The organism is Streptomyces sp. F63, assembly GCF_018070345.1.
In the GTDB taxonomy this organism is placed as follows: Bacteria; Actinomycetota; Actinomycetes; order Streptomycetales; family Streptomycetaceae; genus Streptomyces.
On record NZ_JAGPXX010000007.1, the window covers coordinates 276,638 to 296,187 of the forward strand.

Annotated in this window: 12 protein-coding genes; 3 read left to right on the forward strand and 9 right to left on the reverse strand. The window is 72.3% G+C overall.

The features are described from left to right. Positions 1 to 115 precede the first annotated feature (115 nt). A complete protein-coding gene (locus KBZ10_RS11060) occupies positions 116 to 1,345 on the forward strand; it encodes a hypothetical protein (protein ID WP_210987397.1) in 1,230 nt (409 codons plus the stop codon). Positions 1,346 to 1,429: 84 nt separating this feature from the next. On the opposite strand, the gene KBZ10_RS11065 is transcribed toward KBZ10_RS11060, so the two are convergent. From KBZ10_RS11065 to KBZ10_RS11075, 3 genes are all read right to left on the reverse strand, one after another. Further along, complete coding sequence (locus tag KBZ10_RS11065) at positions 1,430 to 1,921, reverse strand: hypothetical protein (RefSeq protein ID WP_247702137.1); 492 nt, start codon at positions 1,919 to 1,921, stop codon at positions 1,430 to 1,432. A 91-nt stretch (positions 1,922 to 2,012) separates the two neighbouring features. After that, on the reverse strand, positions 2,013 to 6,659 hold the full coding sequence (locus KBZ10_RS11070) for an RHS repeat-associated core domain-containing protein (protein WP_247702138.1): 4,647 nt from the start codon (positions 6,657 to 6,659) through the stop codon (positions 2,013 to 2,015). Positions 6,660 to 7,087: 428 nt separating this feature from the next. Next, positions 7,088 to 8,677 (reverse strand): hypothetical protein, encoded by a 1,590-nt coding sequence (locus tag KBZ10_RS11075; RefSeq protein WP_374223331.1) that lies wholly within the window; start codon positions 8,675 to 8,677, stop codon positions 7,088 to 7,090. Between the two features lie 178 nt (positions 8,678 to 8,855). On the opposite strand from KBZ10_RS11075, the gene KBZ10_RS11080 reads away from it, so the two are divergent. Continuing rightward, positions 8,856 to 10,013, forward strand: a complete 1,158-nt coding sequence (locus tag KBZ10_RS11080; protein ID WP_210987358.1) for a glycosyltransferase — start codon at positions 8,856 to 8,858, stop codon at positions 10,011 to 10,013. Between the two features lie 66 nt (positions 10,014 to 10,079). Here the strand turns inward: KBZ10_RS11080 and KBZ10_RS11085 are convergent, their stop codons facing one another. The 4 genes from KBZ10_RS11085 to gmd all read right to left on the reverse strand — a co-directional run bounded on the left by KBZ10_RS11085 (position 10,080) and on the right by gmd (position 15,632). Next, positions 10,080 to 10,916, reverse strand: coding sequence for a glycosyltransferase family 2 protein (locus KBZ10_RS11085; protein ID WP_210987359.1), 837 nt, complete (start codon positions 10,914 to 10,916; stop codon positions 10,080 to 10,082). After that, positions 10,913 to 11,695 (reverse strand): hypothetical protein, encoded by a 783-nt coding sequence (locus KBZ10_RS11090; protein ID WP_210987360.1) that lies wholly within the window; start codon positions 11,693 to 11,695, stop codon positions 10,913 to 10,915. The genes KBZ10_RS11085 and KBZ10_RS11090 overlap by 4 nt, the downstream gene beginning before the upstream one ends. Next, positions 11,692 to 14,424 (reverse strand): LamG-like jellyroll fold domain-containing protein, encoded by a 2,733-nt coding sequence (locus KBZ10_RS11095; RefSeq protein WP_247702139.1) that lies wholly within the window; start codon positions 14,422 to 14,424, stop codon positions 11,692 to 11,694. Before KBZ10_RS11095 ends, KBZ10_RS11090 begins: the two co-directional genes overlap by 4 nt. A 167-nt stretch (positions 14,425 to 14,591) precedes the next feature. After that, positions 14,592 to 15,632, reverse strand: coding sequence for a GDP-mannose 4,6-dehydratase (gene gmd / locus KBZ10_RS11100; protein ID WP_210987362.1), 1,041 nt, complete (start codon positions 15,630 to 15,632; stop codon positions 14,592 to 14,594). 152 nt (positions 15,633 to 15,784) lie between these two features. Here gmd and KBZ10_RS11105 point away from each other — a divergent pair, with 152 nt between their 5' ends. Then, the gene (locus tag KBZ10_RS11105) at positions 15,785 to 16,735 is read left to right on the forward strand and encodes a GDP-L-fucose synthase (protein ID WP_210987363.1); all 951 of its coding nucleotides are present in this window, start codon (positions 15,785 to 15,787) and stop codon (positions 16,733 to 16,735) included. 94 nt (positions 16,736 to 16,829) lie between these two features. Here KBZ10_RS11105 and KBZ10_RS11110 read toward each other — a convergent pair whose 3' ends face one another. Both KBZ10_RS11110 and KBZ10_RS11115 read right to left on the reverse strand, forming a co-directional pair. Next, a complete protein-coding gene (locus tag KBZ10_RS11110; RefSeq protein WP_210987364.1) occupies positions 16,830 to 18,296 on the reverse strand; it encodes a sugar transferase in 1,467 nt (488 codons plus the stop codon). A gap of 262 nt (positions 18,297 to 18,558) precedes the next feature. Further along, positions 18,559 to 19,239, reverse strand: a complete 681-nt coding sequence (locus tag KBZ10_RS11115) for a heme oxygenase (biliverdin-producing) (RefSeq protein WP_210987365.1) — start codon at positions 19,237 to 19,239, stop codon at positions 18,559 to 18,561. Positions 19,240 to 19,550: the final 311 nt, after the last annotated feature.

Sequence of the window (19,550 nt, forward strand, 5' to 3'; positions counted from 1 at the left end):
CGCGGCACACGGCACGGGAGAGCCGGGGCCGGGCGGAACCCGGCCCGGGGCCCGGGCGCACGGGCCGGGGGAGCCCGGGGCCGGGGCAGGGGCCGCGGAGCGGGGGGCCGGGGGGCTGCGGACGCGGGCCGCCGTGCTCTGCTCCGTCGCCGACCAGGGCGTCTCCGCGCTCACCAACATCGTCGTCCTCATCGTGGCCGCCCGGCTCTCCACCGCCGCCGGCTTCTCGGTCTTCTCCATCGTCTACACCGTCTTCACCGTCCTGCTCGGCCTCTCCGTCTCCTATGTCGGCCAGGCCCTGGTGCTGGAGCGCGGGGAGCCGGCCGCCGTCCGCTCCGCCTGCCGTTCCGCGGTCGTCTTCACCGCCGCGGCCTCCGCCGCAGCCGGCGCCACCCTGGCCGCCGTGCTCGCGTTCGTGCCCGGGGAGACGGCGCGCGGGCTCGCCGTCCTCGGACTGGTCCTGCCCGTCGTCCTCACCCAGGACGCCGTCCGCTACTGCTGCTCCACCCTCCGGCTGCCGCACCTGGCGCTCGCCGCCGACCTGCTGCGACTCGCCGCCGTCGTCCCCGCCCTCGCCGTCCAGCCGCAGGGCAGCGGGCCGAGCCGGCTCATCGCCGTCTGGGGCCTGTCCGCTCTCCCCGCCCTCCTGCTGGGCGCCGCCCTGCTGTGGCCCCGGCTGCGCGGCGTCCCGGGCGACCCGCGCCGCTTCCTGCGCCGGGGCCATCTGGGGCGGCGCTTCGTGGTGGAGTTCGCCGTCGGCAACGCGTCGAGCCAGCTCGCGATCGTCGGGCTCGGTCTCTTCGCCAACCAGCTCGCCGTCGGCGCGCTCCGCGGCGCCGTGGCCCTCTTCGGCCCGATGAACGTTCTCTTCAACGCGGCGACCTCCTTCGGCCCGCCGCTCCTGAACCGCGTCTCCGGCACCGGGCGCCGCATCCGCGCCACGGCCGTCCTCGCCCTCCTCCTCGCGGGCACCGCCGCGCTCTGGGCCGCCGTCCTCACCCTGCTGCCCGACCGGACGGGCCGCGAACTCCTCGGCGCCACCTGGCAGTCCGCCTCCGCCCTGCTTCCCGCCACCGGGGCGCAGTACACGGCCATCGCCCTGGGCACCTGTGCCCTGCTGACCCTGCGCGTGCTCAGCCCCCGGAGCACCCTGCCGATCCAGGTGGTGTTCTCCCTGCTCTCGGTGGCCTTCCTGCTCGGCGGCTACGCCCTGGGCGGTGTGCTCGGCGCGGCCTGGGGCCTCTGCCTCGGTTCCGCCCTCAAGGCGGCGGCGGCCTGGACCCGCACGGCTCTCCTCGGACGTCGAGGGATGGAGGCAACGGAGGAACACGGGGCCTGTCGATGACTTCCGGGAAGCGGGGGTACGACGTCGTCCTCGGCCGAGTGCGGGCCGGCCGAGGCGGCCGGCGCCCGGTTGACGGAAGCCGAGTCAGTCCCCGCGCGGCCCCCGGAAGTCCACCGAGGTGACGAGGGCGTAGTCGAAGTAGATGGGGTCCCCCTCCTCGTCCATCGGGTAATCGAAGCTGCTCTCGTTCGAGAGGATCACCTTGAGGTCGGGAAGGGTGTCCACGCCGTCGTCGTTCTGCTCAACCGTGTGGCCACGTTCCTGAAGACGCTCCAGCAGCTCTTCGCCGGGAGTCCGGAAGACGTCGAGCCCGTCGAGGAGGACGGTGACATCCGCGTCCTCGACGCGGAACCGGTACACGTGGATGTCGGTCAGCGCGCCCTTGGTGAAGCCGAGATTGAACTCCGTCCGGGACTGCGCGTGCTCGCAGAGCACCTGTCCGGGCGCGTCACCGTAGTCCGGGTCGGAGGGGGCGAAGCCCAGTTCGCGCGCGGCTCCGACCGCCTCGTCGGCCGACATGCCGAGCCGGAGTGTGGCAACTCCCACCTCCGGCAGCAGTTCCAGAATCATCGCCATCCCTTCCAACCGTCCGATACCTGCTGTTGCCCACTCTGCCGCATCCCCCGTGTTCCCATCCCGGGGGGCGGCGCGGATCGCGGGGGAGTCCTCACCGCAGCAGTTCGGCCTCGTCGATCGTCCAGCCCTTCTTGGTGAGCAGTGCCTGAAGGTTCTTGTTGTCCTTCAGGCTCGCCACCATGTCCCGGATGTGGTCGTCGTATTTTCCCGGGAATTTATGCTTGATGTCGTCGATGTCCATCCGCATCGCCTCGGTGAGCCGTCCCTGGCTGATCAGTTCGCGCTGCCACTGGTGCCATGCCTGGGCCACCAGGTCGTTGTCGGTGCTGTTCAGCTTCTTGTGGTCGGCGCGCTCCATGCGAATGGCCGGGCCGTTGTTGACCTTCTGCTTTCTGTGCGGCTTGTTGGCGATGTAGAACCCCGGCTCGATGACCTGCTTCCAAGCCGCCTTGGGCGGGATGTGGTTGACCTCCATCGAGACGGGGAACTGCGTCCCGTCCGCCCTTTCGTTGGCCGGCAGCAAGCCGCCGTACCATCCGCCGTTCTCGGTGCATCCCTTGGCGATCAGCCCCTCGGGATCCATCCAGGTGCAGGGGTTGGTGACATAGGCGGCCGGATTGGCGGCGGGCGCGAGCCCCAGGGGGTCGGACGACACATAGCGAGCCGTCTGCGGGTCGTAGTGCCGGTGGACGTTGTAGTGGAGACCGGTCTCCGGGTCGTCGTACTGGCCCGGGAAGCGCAGTGGGGTGTAGGCGGTGGCGTCGCGGTTCCAGGCCGTGAGCCCCCAGACGGTGGAGCGGTTGTGCCAGGCGATCCCGCCCTGTTCGTCGACGAGTTCGGTGGGCGTTCCCACCAGGTCGGTGACGATGGCGAAGAAACGGCTGTCGATCTCCTCCTGGTGGGCGGGGCCGCCGACTGTGCGGCGCTCCAGCTGGGAAAGGGGGCGGTAGCCCTCGTGATCCCAGGTCAGGGTGACCCCGGAGGCGGTATCGGTCTGCTCGGCCAGCCGGGTGTCCTCCCAGCAGAAGAGGACCGTGGCAGCGACCGTGGTCCCGTCGGCGGCCATGCGGTGTTTGGCGGTACGGCGGCCGAAGGGATCGTAGGCGTAGCGCCAGACCGTGCCGTCCGGGGTGGTGCAGGAAATGAGCCGGTCCTCGGCGTCCCAGGTGTAGTGCCAGGTGTCGGGCTTGCGAGACAGGCGCTTCTTCTGGCGCAGTACGACCCGGCCGGCGTCGTCGTACTCGTAGCGCAGACCGCCCGCGGAGACCAGACGCGTCCCCTCGTACATCCGCTCCCCGCGGCTCTCCGGGTGGCGGGCCCGGTCGGGCCACTGAGCGCCGGTCTGGTTCCCGGTGGCGTCGTAGCTGTAGCGCTCCGACCAGTCCTCCACGGTCACCGCGAGCGGCCGCCCCAGCGGGTCGAGGTCGAAGCGGGTGGTCAGCCCGTTGAGTTCGTCGGTGGCCGACGTGAGCAGGCCGTCGGCGCGGTAGCCGAAGGTGCGGGAACGGACCGTGCGCCGGTCCGTGGACACTGTCTGGGACGTCAGACGGCCGATGGTGTCCCAGACGGAGGAGAGCGCCACCGGGGCGGTGCCGGGACCGAAGGTGCGGGTCAGCTCGCGGCCCAGTACGTCGCGGGTGAAGTCGATGGCGTGGCCGTCCACCGCGACGCGGGTCCGGTTCCCGCCTGCGTCGTACAGGTACGACGTGACGGCCCCGGTCGGTGTGGTGCGCGAGATGAGCTCGCCGTGGGCGTCGTAGCCGAACCGCATGGTGCGCCCGTCGACGGTCTCCGCCAGCAGGCGGCCCGTGGCGTCGCGCTCCAGGGTGAGGACGGACGTCGGTGTCTCGGCGCGGGTCAGCCGGTCGGCCGCGTCGTAGGTGAATCGGGTGACCACGCCGGCGGCGTCCTTCTCCCGCAGACGGCCGAGGGCGTCGTAGGCCATGGTGACGCGGTGGCCGGACGGGCCGGCGCGGGCGACGAGCCGGCCGGCCGCGTCGTGCTCGTAGCTCGTGGTGCGGCCGTCGAAGTCCGTCTCCGATGCCGCCAGTCCGGTCGGGCCGTAGGCATAGGCCCATGTCCGGCCCTGGGGGCTGCGGACTCCGGTGACCCGCAGTTCGGTGTCGTACGTGAACTCATAGCGGGCTCCGTCCACACCGGTGCGTGCGGCCAGCAGATCGAACCAGGTGTATTCGAACCGGACCGTGCCGCCCAGGGGGTTGGTGTGCGAGAGGCAGTTGCCCTCCTCGTCCCAGGTCCACGACTCGGTCGTGCCGTCCGGGGCCGTGCGCCGGGACAGCCAGCCGTCCGGCGTCCACTCCAGCCGGGTGACGGAACCGGCCGCGTCGGCCGACTCGCAGGGCCGTCCGAAGGCGTCCCGGGTGAGGGTGTACGTGGCGCCCAGGGAGTCCGTGGCCGACAGGGTGAGTCCCGCAGGATCGTTGACCCGCCGCTCCGTCACGCCGTTGGGGAAGGTCACCGTGGCGGGGGCGCCCGTCGCGTCGTAGGTGTAGCTGGTCGATGTTCCGTCCGGGGCCGTCACCGACAGCCGGTTCCCCCGCTCGTCGAAGGTCTGCCGCCAGACGGACCCGTCCGGGCCCGTAACGGATACGGGCAGATGCCGCTCGTCGTAGGCGGCCGACATGCTGCGACCGTCGGGCAGGAGGACCGTGGTCAGGTCGCCACGCTCGTCGTAGTGGAACTCGGCGGTGTTGCCGAGTTCGTCGGTGCGGGAGAGCAGATTGTCGTAGCGGTCCCAGGTGAACCGCACGGTGTGACCGAGGGCGTCGGTCTCGGCGACGGTCTGGCCCAGGCTGTTGAACCGAGTGAGGGTCACCGCACCCGTGGAGTCGGTGAACCGGGTGGCGCGAGCCTCGGTGTCGTAGGAGAAGCGCGAGGAGAGCACCCCGTCGGGGCCTATCGTCTCCACCACCCGGCCCGAGGCGTCGTACACATAGGTGTACGTGTGGCCGTTGCGGTCGGTCCACGACGTGACACGGTGGTCGTCGTCATAGGTGAAGCGCAGCGGTACACCGGATGAGCCCGCGACGGCCTCCAGATTTCGCTCCGCGTCATACCCGAAGGAGGCGACGCGCACCGGCCCTTCCGGCGTCTGGACATCCAGGGCGGTGACCAGTCCGCGTTCGGGATCGGTGACGACACGCACGCGGTAGCCGGCGTCGTGGCTCACCAGGACCGGCAGGCCGTCCTCGGTGCGACTGATCCGGTAGGCATTGCCGTTGCGGTCCTCGACCTCGCTCAGCCAGTACAGACCCGAGCGGTACGGGCTGCCCGTGAAGCGGCGGGTGAGTCCCGAACGCGGGTCGGTGACCGCGTACGTGACATCGCCGAGGACTCCCCGCTCGACGAAGACCAGCGGCAGCCGATCCCCCTCCAGCGGCAGCGTCTCCTGGCCGCCTTCGGCCGGCAGCGCCGGATAGAACAGGACCGAGCCGTCCTCCCGTGCCCAGGCGGGGCCCGCACCGGTCATCTCCAAGCGCTCGTCGAATGTGGATGCCCAACTGCTGCCGTGGCAGTGACCGAAGCGGTAGCTGGATATGTGCGTGCGCCGCAGCACCAGGGACAGCATGCCCGGCAGGACCAGGTCCGTCTGGGTCATCACCATCTCTCCGGTGGCCACGTCCACCGGATCGGTCTTACACCGCCTGCTGAGCAGGGACATCGCGGCCTCGCGGACGCGGTCGCGCAACTCCCGCATCGACGTGGGGCGTCGGCGTCCGGGCTTCGAGCTGCCATGGCGGCCGTCGAGGCCGCCCTCGTTCTTGCCGTCCCCGGCCAGGATGCTCCTGACGCGGTCGCGGACGTCACCGTCGGTCTTCTTGTGGGTCCTGGAGCCCCCGGTGATGGCGTCGGGCACCTTCTTGCCGATGTGGTCGCCGAGATCATTGAGAGCTTTGGTGAGCTTCTCGGTGACGCCTTCGATGGTGGTGTCGAGGACGGCGGTGAGGGAGTCCTTGCCCTTGGCCCGGCCGTGGTGGCTCTTGGCCTTGCGGAGCTTGCTGCCGGTCTTGTCCCGCATGGTGATCCGAACGCTCGCCAGGTGCAGTCCGGCTTTGCCGTGGGCGTCGTGGTCGATCTCCGGACCGCCGCCGGGGCCGGACGGTCCGCCGGCGGAGTTGAGCTGCAGCCCTTCCTGGCCCGCCTGCTTCGTCTGGTCGGTGTTGTAGCCGTCCTGGACACCGGTGGCATTCAGCACGGTCTGTATCGCCAAGTCGGCGACGATGTTCTCGACGGCGGCGACGGCGGGCTCGGTGAGGACGGTCACGACCTCGGCGACGGCCGCCTCGGCCATCTCCTTCAGGATGCGCTTGAAAGCGATACGGGTGGCGGCGACCTTGGCTCCGGCGAGCAGCGTCGAGAGCCCGGCCGTCACCGGCGCCAGCGCCAGCGTGATGCCCACCGTCGCGCACAGGTCGGCCAGTTCCCCGACCGCGGCGATCTTGCGGGCGACGATGATGTCGGCGGCCCGGTCGAGTGCGCCCGCGACCAACCGGGCTGCCCTGGCCAGGTCCTTGTGCTTGCCCTGCACTTTCGACCAGTGCTGGTCCAGCGCGGTCAGCGACTCACTCCGCCCGGTGGACAGAAGCTTCTGGACGTGCCCGTGGGCAACGCCCGCGTCGTCGTCGGCGTCGTCCGCGAACTCCCGCAGAGCGTCCGCCATGTCGCGGTACGCGTCCTCATCGACGTTGGGCCAGCCCACCCCCACGACATCGAGCATCGTGTCGACACCTTCAGGAATCGTGTACCCCACGACGCAACAGCCCCCCGGTTCAGCAGAAACAAGATCAACCAGCATGCCAGGAGACGTACACCTGCGGCCGTGCGGTTCCTGGCCACCCGTCAGCCGGCACCCAGAAGATGACTGCTCACAGAGAAGTCCCGGCACACCTTCCAGGGCCGGCGCTCGGTGGGTTCTCCTGTCCGGAAGGGAGGACGGCACCGGTGACCAGCATGAAGGTCGCCGTCGGTGGAGTGTGAGCGGAAGGAGCCGCCCAGGGAGACGAAAGCCCCCGTACGATCCGGTACGACGCCTTCCGGTCGGCACACCGGGAACACGCACCGGACGCCGCCCCTGCCCGGAGGGCTTGGGGGAGCCGGGCGCCGCCACGGGCCGAACGTCTGCCCCGGCACCGGCCGCTCCGCCCGCTAGCGCAGCAGTCTCCGGGCGTCCGACCGGAACGTCGTCACCAGGGCCAGGCAGAACAGCGCGATCCCGATGCGCCCGGCGGCCTGCAGCAGCGGGCCCCGGAGCAGGATGAAGGAGTAGCCGGCGATCAGCGGGATCACGGTGGCGGTGATGTTGCCCGGGCGTTCGTCCTCCACCGTGCGCAGGGTGTACCGCCGGTCGCCGCGGGCGCAGAGATAGCCCAGCCCCAGGAAACCGGCCGTCATGCCGCCGGAGCCGAAGTCGAGCCAGAGCTCGGCCCAGAGGGGGGAGGAGAGATTGGTGTTGGTCATGCCCATCCACTGGCCGACCCGCACCCCCGAGTCCAGGGGCTTGCCGTCCCAGACGGAGCGGGGCACGAAGAAGAACGTCGTCCCGGCGAGCTGCCGCCCGTAGGCGTGGCCCGCACCGGACTCGACGAAGGTGATCGTGTTGGCGAACATGCCGATCTGGTCGTAGTCCTTGAGCGTCAGGGGCTCCACGAAGGAGGAGGACTCCACGGCCTTGCGGCCGCCCTCGTCGTAGCGGAAGCGGTCCATGAAGGGGAAGAGCAGCAGCGCCGCGATCACCCCGAGGGCCAGCGAGGTGCGGTACATCACCGGGCTCTTCGGGAAGGCCGTGAAGAGGATCGCGAAGGCGACGGTGAGGAACCAGTACCGCGGGTTGGACACCGGGTTGTTGACGACGGCGTTGACGACCACCAGCCCGGCCAGGAGCAGCAGGATCACCGGGCTGCGCCGCGGCACCTTGGAGGTGACCATCCAGCGCAGCAGGAAGAGCAGCGCCAGCAGCGCCGGTACGGTGCCGAAGCCGCGCAGGAAGGCCGAGCCCACGTTGCCGTCGCCGCCGCCCGCACCGCTCGCCCCGATGGACTCGCTGATCTCCTGGCGGCTCTCGAAGAAGACGGCGGGTCCGCCGAGTTGGGCGATGAACAGCCCGCTGCCCGCGTAGGCGAGCAGGATGAGGAGGTAGAGCCGCCGGCGGCCCACCGAGGCGGCGGGCGGCGTCCAGCGGATGCGGAGCGCGGGGCGGTGCCGGGCCAGCAGCACGCCCACGTCGAAGGCGACGCAGCCCAGCAGCACCAGCGCGATGGCGAGCACCGTGTCCGAGCGGGGGCCCACCACCGGGGTGGGGGTGCGGCCGAGCACGGCCTGCGCGAGCGGGGCCACCCCCATGGCGATGTAGCAGAACAGCCAGAAGGCGCCCTGGATCAGGCGGCGCCGGGCGGTCAGCACCATCGCGGAGAGCCGGGCTCCGGCGTAGCAGGTGAGCGCCAGCTGCAGCCAGTACGCCGCGTCGCGCGCCCCCTCGCCGTACTGGGCGGACACCACGGCGGGCAGCCCGAACACCAGCCCGAGAATCAGCGGGACGGACAGCGCCCGGGAGAGCACGGCGCGCGGCGCGGACTCGGCGGCGGGCGGCGGTGCGGGCGCGGGCGGGCCGGCAGGCACGGGTGGGCCGCCCCCGGAACCGCTCCCCGGACGGCCGCGCGAGCCGTCTCCCGGTCCGGCTCCCCCCGGGCCGGCCCGTCCCGCGGAGCCGGCCGTTCCCGTCGGCAGGTCGACTGCCATGTCCCCCCAGATGCACGCGAGTTCGCCCCCGGAGCGGCACGGCAGCCGCCCCCCGTCCGCAGTCTAGAAGCGTCCCCGCACACCGTCCGCCACTTCGTTCGATACGCCTGCGGGCGGCCGCGCGCCGCCGATACGCTGACGGCACGATGCCGGGGGGCATCGGGGGGAGGAAGAGTTCGTGAAGGTCCTGCACGCGGTCACGCTGCACACACCGACCAACGACTTCGGCGGTCCCACCCGCGTCGCGCTGAACCTCTCGCGGGGGCTGCGGCGGCGTGGCGTGGACGCCCGGATCACCGCGCTCGGCGACCGCTTCGACGGCCCGCTGCCCGACACCGTCGAGGGGGTGCCCGCCTGGCTGTACCAGGCCCGGCACGTGCTGCCGGCCTTCGAGGTCAGCGGCATCACCTCACCGGCCCTGCTCGCCCGCGCGCACCGCATGGTGAAGGGCGCCGACGTCGTCCACGTCCATCTGATGCGGGATCTCATCACGCTGCCCATCGCGCTGATCGCGCTGCGCTGCGGTGTCCCCCTGGTCCTGCAGACGCACGGCATGATCGACCCGACCGAGAAGCGCGTCGCCCAGCTCGTCGACGTCCTCGGCCTGCGGAAGGTGCTGCGCGAGGCCGACGCCGTGCTGCATCTGACGGAGACGGAGCGGGAGGACGTGGCGGCGGTCATCGCGCCCGACCCGCTGCGCCACACCCACCGGCTGGTCAACGGCGTCCAGCCGCAGGAGCGCCGCCCCGCCACCACCGGGGACCGGCCGCCGACCGTGCTGTACCTGGCCCGCGTCCAGGCCCGGAAGCGGCCGGAGGACTTCATCTCCGCGATGCCCGTGGTCCTCGCCAAGTACCCCGAGGCGCGCTTCGTGCTCGCCGGGCCGGACACCGGTCCGCTCGCGGACGAGATGCTGGCCCTGGCGGCCCGGCTGGGGGTGGCGGACTCGGTGGAGTACGTGGGCCCGCTCGGCCACACCGAGGTGCTGGAGCAACTGCGCCGCTCCGACGTCTACGTTCTGCCGTCCGTGGTCGAGCCCTTCGCCGTCTCCATCCTGGAGGCCATGTCGGTGGGGCTCCCCGTGGTCGTCACCAGGACCGGCGGGCTGTCGCCGGACGTGGCGGCGGCGGGCGCCGGGCGGGTCGTGGACAGCCGTCCCGACGCCGACAACGGGCCGCTGGTCGGCCAGGCGATCCTGGAGCTGCTGGACCCGGCCGCCAACGCCGAGGCGTCCGGGGCCGCGCACCGTCTGATCCGCGACAGATTCTCCATCGACGCGGTCGTCGAGGACCTGCACGGGGTGTACGAGGACGTCATCGCCCGGCACGGGCGGTGACACCTCCCCGCGCCCCCGTGTCCCCGTCCGGCCGTCCGGACGGGGACACGGGGGAGTTCCCGGCGCTCAGCCGATGCCTCCGGTCCGCCGTCCCTCCCGGGTCTTGAGCCCGATCTGCCACCGGTAGAAGCTCATCGCCAGGGCGTAGTCCAGCCCGGCCCGCCCGTCGAGGAAGCCGAGCTTGTAGAAGTAGGCGTAGCCGAACGACACCAGCGGCTTGAACGGCGCCTTGTGGAAGAGCTGCCCCTGCCGGGTCTTGGCCAGCCGGATCTCCTCCCGCACCTCTGGATGGAGCTCCAGCCACGCTTCCCAGTCCGAGTACCGGTTGTGCCGGTCGAACCAGGTGCGCACCGGGTCCAGGTCCTCGTGCTCGATGGGGGAGCGCAGCCGCCGCACCGGCTCGGCGATCGGCTGGTAGTGGCCCTCCTGCTCGCCCATGCCCGGCGCGTCGAGATCGCCGAGTACGGGGAAGGAGCAGCGGTTGCGGTCCATGAGGGCCCGTTTGACGATGGTGTAGCCGTGCCGCAGCCGCCGCCCCGCGAACCAGTAGCCCAGCGGGATGTCGAAGGCCGCCTCCTCCACCGGCCCGGAGAAGATCTGCCGCAGCTCCGCCAGCAGCGCCGGGCTCGGCGTCTCGTCACCGTCCAGGAACAGCATCCACGGGATCTCCGGGTGGACGTGGTCGAGGCACCACTGCTTCTTCTTGGGGTAGGCGCCGTCCCACGCGTACGGCACGATCTCCGCGCCGAGGCCGGCGGCGATCTTGCGGGTGTCGTCGGTGCTGTCCGAGTCGACCACGACCACCGCCTCGAAGTGGCCCATGACGGAACCGACCGCCGCGGCGATGTTCTCCGCCTCGTTCTTGGTCGGGATCGCCACGACGATGGGGAGTTTGGCGCTCACCCTGTGCCTCCTGAGTTCAGCCAGCTGTGGCAGCCCGCGGAACTGAAACCGCGGGCCGCCGCCGGGATGGTGATCTCGATGTCCCCGCCCTGGGCCCGGCCGGAGCCGGAGTCGAGCTTCCTGCCGCCGGCTCCGGTGATCCGCCAGACGCACTCCTCGCCGCCGTCACCGTCGCCGCCGGCCGCGCCGGAGGGGCCCGGCCCGGGGGAGCGGTAGCGGCCGGGGACGATGGTGCTTCCCGCCTTCCGCCGCTCGCCGACCGCGAACTCGCCGTCGGGGAAACCCCGGTCGGCGGCCTCCACCAGCGGCATCCGCCGCGGGCAGAGGTGGGTGACGGCGTCGCGGGCGCCCCGGATCTCGCCGAGGACGAGCGCGCTGACCGCCATGTCCTCGTCCCTCCGCTCCAGGAACGCCAGGCGGTCGCAGGCCTCCTGACCGCCCTCCAGGACGGCCGCCGGATCCTGCCCCCTGGGCACTCGCCCGGCCAGGTACTTCTTCTCCTTCTTGCTGAACGACCCGGTCGCGGGGGTGAGTTCGGACACCGGCTCCTTGGGGCCGGGGGGCACGCCGCCCGCGTCCGGGCCCCTGTCGTCCTCCGCCGGTACCGAGGGTCCGGCGGCGGACGCGCCGGACCGCTCCTTCCCCGCCCTGCCGTCCTTGCCGTCCCGGCCGTCCCCGGAACCGCTGCCGCCGTTCCCTCCGCCGCAGCCCGCCAGCAGCACGGCGGCGGCCGTCACCAGCGTGACGGCCGCGCCGCGGCGGGCACCGTGGCGCTTCACGGTGCCCCGAAGGTCAGCAGCAGGGTGGGGTCGCCGGCCGTCCCCGGTGCCTCCTTGGAGGAGAGCCACAGGCTGTCGCTGCCGTCCCCGGTCAGCGCGATGTCCAGGTCCTGGCCGAGCCGGGAGGCCAGTGCGGCCGTGTCCAGCAGGGTGGAGTAGGTGCCCTGCGGGGTGGAGGCCCCGGTCAGCGTGCCCAGGACGGTCGGGGAGAGCTCGGGCCGGCTGGTGTAGGTGGTGCCCGTCTCCGTCCACGCGCCGGTGACGGGGACGATCCGGGCGGCGTCGCCGGAGCCGGCGAACGAGTCCGAGGTCAGCCGCACCCGGAGCGCGGCGCTCTTGAGCACCCGGCCCGGCGGGGCCTCCGGCAGCGGGAAGCGCAGATACGCCTCGTAGGCCGTGGAGCCGCGCACCGCCAGCTGCCCGGTGGTGCCGTAGTTGGTGCCGGCCGCCTGCTGGTTGACGTAGGTGTCGGCCGACGGCTGCACCGCGGTCACGGTGTCCGAGGGCGCCGTGCCCAGCTCGTGGTGCTCCTCGACCTGCGCGGAGCTGAGCACGCCCGGGTACACGGCGGACTCGTCGAGCTGCCCGGCGAAGTGGTCACTGCTCGGCCGGTTCGGCCAGCCGCGCAGAGTGTCGCCGCCGAAGCGCCAGTAGCCCTCGAAGTCCCGGCTGCTGACGACCAGCAGGTTGCTGGCCCGCAGCCGTCCGTCCACGTAGAGGCGCATGCCGTTGCTGCCCTGGGTGGCGACGGCGTGGTGCCACTGGCCGTCGTTGTACGAGCCGGGGGTGGTGATGGTCCGCGTCCAGCCGCTGGTCACGCCGAAGACGAGCCGGCCGGAGTCGGTCATGTAGACGTGCTTGTCGTGCCGGGAGCTGTTCTGCAGGATCCGGTCGCCGAACCCGGCGAGCATGCCGCCGGCCGTGGTGTCCGTCCTGAACCAGGTCTCGATGGAGTACGCCCCGGGCCGGGGCCGCCGCTTGTCGCTGTAGGTGTAGGAATCGACGCCGTCGTGGCCCACGGCCGTGCCGGTGCCGGGGACGGCGCCCGGGGTGACGGCGCGGGCCGGGCCGCCGCGGTGGATGCCGGCGCTCCCGGAGTCGGAGGCGTCGGCGGCGAAGGTGCCGGACGGCTCGTCGTAGCGCCAGTACAACTCGGCGCCGTCGGCGCGCACCTTCTCCGGGTACGCCTCGGCGGTGAGGGCCGGGGTGACCGACCGCGGCGGCGAGAGGGCGCTGGTGTTGGTGCCGTCACTGGCGCTGACCCGGTAGGTGTAGGTGGAGCCCGGGGTGACGTCGGTGTCGGTGAACGTCAGCTGCGGCTGCGACCACGGCTTGGAGGAGGCGCTGACGGTGTGCACCGGTGCGGCGGAGCCGTTGCGGTAGACCCGGTAGGTCAGTTCGCTGTCGTCGAGGTCGACGCTCGGCTGCCAGCGGACGGTGACCGAGCCCGGGGCCGTGCTCGACGCCTCCGTCTGCGGCACCGGCGGCGCGCCCGTGTCGGGGCTGTCGGCGAAGCGGGTCAGACCCTGCTGGCCGTCGCCGTTGACGGCGGTGAACTCGCCGCCGACCCACAGGTAGTCCCGGCCGCCGGCCGAGGAGAGGGCCATGGTGCGCGGGCCGATCATCTCCCCGAGGCCGTCGTTGGTGTCCGGGAACCAACCGAGCAGCTCCGGGTCGTTCACCGACTGGGCCAGCAGGTGGTAGCGCTCCTGGTTGGGGAAGGCGCCCATGCTGCTGCAGTCGTGCGCGTGGGAGCCGCTGTAGAGCACGTCCCGGTACGTCTGGAGCGACTGGGTGGCGCCCAGGCAGGTGTCCCGCCAGCGCTGGTCCAGGGTGGCGAGATCGTAGGCGACGCGCCCGTCGAAGACGCCGCCGCCGCTGCCCTCGCTGGCCGAGTAGACGCCCGAGGCGTCCGCGAAGATGTCCTTCACCACGGAGGTCTGCGGGAAGAAGCCGAGCGGGTAGCTCTTCTCGACCGCGCCGGTCGTGGCGTCCACGGCCGCCAGCGCGTGGGAGTCCTCGTCGTTGACGGTGAAGAAGTCACCGCCGAGCATGACGGTTCCGCCGTCCGGGGTCACCTCGACGGCCCGGCCGGGCTCGTCCGCGTCGGCCCGCCAGGGCAGCACGTCACCGGTGGTGGAGACGGCGGCGAAGCGGCTCCGCGACTGGCCGCCGACGCTCTGGAAGTCGCCGCCCAGGTAGACGGCGCCGTCCGTGGCGGCCAGGGCCCGGACGGTGGCGTTGACCGAGGGCTTGAAGTCCGTCCGCGGGGTGCAGGTGCCGATGTCGATCGCGGCCAGGCTGCTGACCGGGACGCCGTTGACCGCGCCGAAGAAGCCACCCGCGTAGAGCGTCTCCTTGTCCGGCGAGACGGCCAGCGCGCGGACGGTCGCGTTGCCCGAGCCGACCGTGAAGGACAGCTCGCAGTCCGTCGGCGCGCCGGTCGCGGCGTCGAGGGCGGTGAAGTTCACCGCGGACCGCTCCTGGCTGCTGCCGGCGGACGTGCCCGGCGGCCGGACGGCCGAGAACGTGCCCCCGGCGAAGACCACCCCGTTCGCCTCCGCCATCGCCCAGACGATGCCGTTGGTCTGCCACGTCGGCAGTTCGTCGGCCGTGATGCCGACGGGCGGGGTGAGGGCGGCGGCCGGCGGCGCCGTCACCGTTCCCAGCCCCGTCAGCGATGCGGCCGCCAAAGACAAGGCAGCCGTGTAGACCCCCACTGTGCGCATGTGCCCCCCCGGGCTGTGCATGTCCGATCCCCAACGCGGCCCAGCGGCCGCCTCTAGCTGGCGAGAGTAGGCCGTTGCCGTCGCGCCGGTCACCACTTCGCCGGAACTCATGTCCGTTTGCCGGCCGTTGGACTTCACCGCCCGGGTCCGGCCGGCGGGCCGTCAGCTCAGCGGTCGATCCGCACGGCGGCTCCGGAGAGTTCCGATTCCAGCCGGGCCCGGTCGGCGTCCACCATGATCCGGGCGAGTTCCGGCCACATCACCCGCGGCTTCCACCCGAGCAGCGACTCGGCCTTCGAGGCGTCCCCGATGAGCGCGTCCACCTCGCTGGGGCGCTCGTACTTGGGGTCGAAGCGGACGTGCTCGGACCAGTCCAGCCCGGCGGCGGAGAACGCCGTCTCCAGGAACTCCCGCACGGTGCCGGCCCGCCCGGTCGCCACCACGTAGTCGTCCGGCTCGTCGCGCTGGAGCATCCGCCACATCGCCTCGACGTACTCCGGGGCATAGCCCCAGTCCCGTACCGCGTCGAGGTTGCCGAGGTAGAGCCGGTCCTGCAGACCCGCCCTGATCCGGGCCACCGCGCGGGTGATCTTGCGGGTCACGAAGGTCTCGCCGCGGCGCGGCGACTCGTGGTTGAACAGGATGCCGTTGACCGCGTAGAGACCGTACGCCTCCCGGTAGTTGACGGTCGCCCAGTAGCCGAAGACCTTGGCGCAGCCGTAGGGGCTGCGCGGGTGGAACGGTGTCGCCTCGTTCTGCGGCGGCGGGGCGGAGCCGAACATCTCCGAGGAGGACGCCTGGTAGATCCGGGTGTCGATGCCGCTGGCGCGGATCGCCTCCAGCAGCCGCAGGGAACCCATGCCCGTCACGTCGCCGGTGTAGAGCGGGGCGTCGAACGAGACGCGGACGTGCGACTGCGCTCCCAGGTTGTAGACCTCGTCGGGCCGCAGGTCGCGGAGGAGGTTGACGAGCGCCACCCCGTCCGAGAGGTCCGCGTGGTGCAGGACGAGGGTGCGGCCCGGCTCCTGCGGGCCCTGGTAGATGTGGTCCAGGCGTTCGGTGTTGAAGGACGAGGACCGGCGGATCAGGCCGTGGACGGTGTAGCCCTTCGACAGCAGGAGTTCGGCCAGGTACGAGCCGTCCTGCCCGGTGACGCCGGTGATCAGCGCGGTTCTGCCCCCGGACTGCGGGGTGTCGTTCGTGTTCATCGGTCGGTCGTTCCCCCCTCGGGACGGGGCCGCACGGCGGTGCGGCGGCCCTCGCGGCCGGCGCGGGGCCCGGTGAGCCCGTGTGCCGGTGTGCGCTTCCTGGTTTGGTGTTTGGTGTGCTACGCGCCGAATGTCCTGGCAGAATCCGGGACATGACCCAGACGCATGAGCTGTTGCCGGCGACGGCCCGGATATTCGTGGCGGGCCACCGCGGCCTGGTCGGATCGGCGGTCACCCGCCGCCTCACCGCCGACGGCCACGAGGTCGTCACCCGCGACCGGGACCGACTCGACCTGCGCGACGCCGCGCGCACCGAACGCTTCCTGCGCGAGATCCGGCCGGACGCCGTGGTGCTGGCCGCCGCCAAGGTCGGCGGCATCATGGCCAACAGCACCCACCCGGTGCCGTTCCTGGAGGACAACCTCCGCATCCAGCTCAGCGTCATCGCGGGCGCCCACGCGGCCGGCACCGGCCGGCTGCTCTTCCTCGGCTCCTCCTGCATCTATCCGAAGCTCGCCCCGCAGCCGATCCGCGAGGACGCCCTGCTCACCGGCCCGCTGGAGCCGACCAACGAGCCCTACGCCCTCGCCAAGATCGCCGGGATCACCCAGATCCGGGCCTACCGGCGGCAGTACGGGGCCTCCTACATCTCCGCCATGCCGACCAACCTCTACGGGCCCGGCGACAACTTCGACCTGGAGACCTCGCACGTCCTGCCCGCCCTGATCCGCCGCTTCCACGAGGCGAAGGAGGCCGGTGCCCCCGAGGTCACCCTCTGGGGCACCGGCACCCCCCGCCGCGAGTTCCTGCACGTGGACGACCTCGCCGCCGCCTGCGCCGTGCTGCTGCGCTCCTACGACGGCGACGACCCGGTCAACGTCGGCTGCGGCGAGGACCTGACGATCCGCGAACTCGCCGAGACCGTACGGGAGGTGACCGGCTACCCGGGCCGCATCGCCTTCGACGCGGCCAAGCCCGACGGCACCCCCCGCAAGCTGCTCGACATCTCCCGGATCTCCGCCCTCGGCTGGAAGCCGCGCATCCCGCTCCGCGACGGCATCGCGGCCGTCTACGCCGACTGGCGCGCCGGCGCCGCGGCCTGAGACCCCGGTCCCCCGGCATTTCCGGCCCGGCGGGCCGCTCGCCTTCCGCACGCTCCGCACCACTTCGCTCTCAGTACGCTCTCAGGAGGCTCAGTCAGTACGCTCCGCGACCGTCGACGACGGCGCGGAACGTACGGGCGAGCAGGTCCAGGTCCCCGCGGAGGGACCAGTTGTCGGCGTAGCGCAGATCCAGCGCCACGCTCTCGTCCCAGGAGAGATCGGACCGGCCGCTGATCTGCCAGAGGCCGGTGAGCCCCGGCTTGACCGCCAGCCGCCGCATCGCCACCTCGTCGTACTGCGCCACCTCGTCCGGCAGCGGCGGACGCGGCCCGACCAGCGACATCTCGCCGCGCACCACGTTCACCAGCTGCGGCAGCTCGTCCAGCGAGCTGCGCCGCAGCCACCGGCCGACCCGGGTCACCCGGGGGTCGCGCCGCATCTTGAACAGCGGGCCGTCCTGCTCGTTCGCGGCGGCCAGCTCCGCTCTCCGCTGCTCGGCGTCCGCCACCATGGTGCGGAACTTCCACATGGTGAACGGCTTGCCGGCCAGGCCGGTGCGGGTCTGCCGGTGCAGCACCGGCCCCGGGGAGTCCAGCCGTATCAGCAGCGCCAGCAGCCCGTACACCGGTGCGAGCAGCAGCAGGCCGAGGGTCGCGCACGTACGGTCCAGCGCCGCCTTGAACACCGACTGCGGGCCCTGGCGGTGCGGCGGGGCGATGTGCAGCAGCGACAGCCCGGCGACCGTGCTGGTCCGCAGGCGCCGCGGCGCCACGTCCGTCAGCCCCGGCGCCACGGCCAGCGGCAGACCCGCGTCGTGCAGTGCCCAGGACAGCCGGCGCAGCCGCTCCCCGCTGATCCGCGGGCCGGGCGCCACCAGCACCAGATCCGCGGCGAGTTGCTCGGCCGCGCCCAGTACCGGAACCCAGTCCTGCTCGCCCCGTGCGGGCGGCGCGGAGCCGATCCGGGCGGGCGCGGGCACCCCGGAGGTCAGCTGGGCGTTCCCGACCGGGACCACCCCGGTCACCACGTAGGCGTGGTCGGTACGGGAGGCGAGGCGCTCGACGACCTCGTCGGCGGCGGCGGGTTCGCCGATCACCAGCACCCGGTGCACCGACTGCGCGGAGCGGCGCTGCCGCGTCAGGTGCCGGTGGGTGACCTTGCCGCAGAGGGTGGTCAGCAGCGGGGCGAAGGAGAGGGCCAGCAGGGCCGTCACGGGATCGGACGTCTCACCGGCCGCGATCCGGGCCACCGCGAGCAGGCCCAGCAGCGTCAGCCAGTCGTGGAGCGCGGGTATGACGCCGCGCGATTCGCCGAGGGTGCCGGCGCCGTAGCGGTGGCGGGCGGCGCGGACGACCGTCCACAGAGCCGTCCCGGCGAGAGCGGCCGGCACGGGATGCGGTTGCCCCGTGCCGGCGAAGACGAGGACCACGGGGAGCGCGACCCCCAGGACGTCGGTGGCCAGCGCCGCAGGTAAGTACCACCGCGCCTTGCCGCTGCGCGGACGGTGCGGTGCCCCCCCCTCGCGGACGCCGGAGGCCGTTACCGATCTGGCCTTGGACATACCGATATGCCGCATGAACCCCCCTGGCACAGCGCGACCGTGACGGCGCGCGTACCCTTCCCCAAAGGCCACGCGCCTACGTTTGTCCGACCGTATGGCAAACGTCTGTAGGCCCGCTGCTGTTTGAAGAACTTTGCTCGGAGATATCCCGGGAATTCACTTCTTGGCGCGAAGGCGTACCCGGCGCTGCCGTCACAGGACCGGACGTGGTAAGAGCGGCGCGGAGGTCCGGGCCGCCGCGCGTGCGCCCGCCGGCGCGGGCTCAGGCGCTGACCGGGCCCTCCGCACGCCGGGCGAAGTGATCGCCGAGCTCCCGGAAGAGCGCCGTGTTGAGGGCGAAGGCGTGCCGGCACTCGTCCACGACACGCGCCTTCTCCGTCTCACCCACGGGGAGGGCGTCCAGCAGTTCGCGGTACTCCCGCTTGAAGGCGGCCGGATTGCCGATGCCCTCGAAGACGTAGAACCGCACGCCGTCGCCCTTGCGCGCGAAACCCCAGGTCTTCTCCGCGGTGGAGCGGATGATCTGGCCGCCGCTGAGATCGCCGAGGTAGCGGGTGTAGTGGTGGGCCACGTAGCCCGCGGGCCACTCCCGTGCGACCTCGGCGATCCGCGCGGCATAGGCGGCGGTGGCCGGCAGCGGTACGGCCGCGGTGCGCCGGCCGGGGCCCCTGAGGTGGTCGAGATCGCGCTCGAGCTCGGGAACCCGCCGCAGCTCCGGGCGGAGAAACGGTCCTGCGACCGGGTCGCCGGCGAGGGCGTACGCCGGCTCCTCCAGCGCGCGGTACACGAACCACAACTGCTCGGTGTAGAGCGCGTACGCCTCCACGCCCAGCCGGCCGGCGAGCAGGTCACCGATGAAGGGGGAGTTCTCGGCCTCGGTGTGCTGCGCGTGCGACGCGGTGCGGATCAGGGTCGAGAACGGTGTGCTGCTGGGGGCGTCCATGGCGGGCCTCCGGGGACCGGTGCGGGCGGGTCGGTGCGCTGTGGCGCTCTCCGCGCGGGCGGCGGAGGCGCGGACGCCGGCTGTCGTCTGCTCGGGTCTGCTCGGGTCTGCTCGGGTTCTGTTCCGGGCCCGCTCGCGCCGGCCCGGGGCCGAGTCTATAGGTTCCCGACAGGCTGTCGGGAAATCCGCGGGCCGCCCCGCGGCGACTTCCGGCCGTCCTGAGGGCCCGTCGTTCCGCCGTCCCGGTCCCGGCCGCCCGCCCGGCCGCCCGGCGGGACCGTCCGGGGAAACGGCGGCGCCCCCCCTCCGCC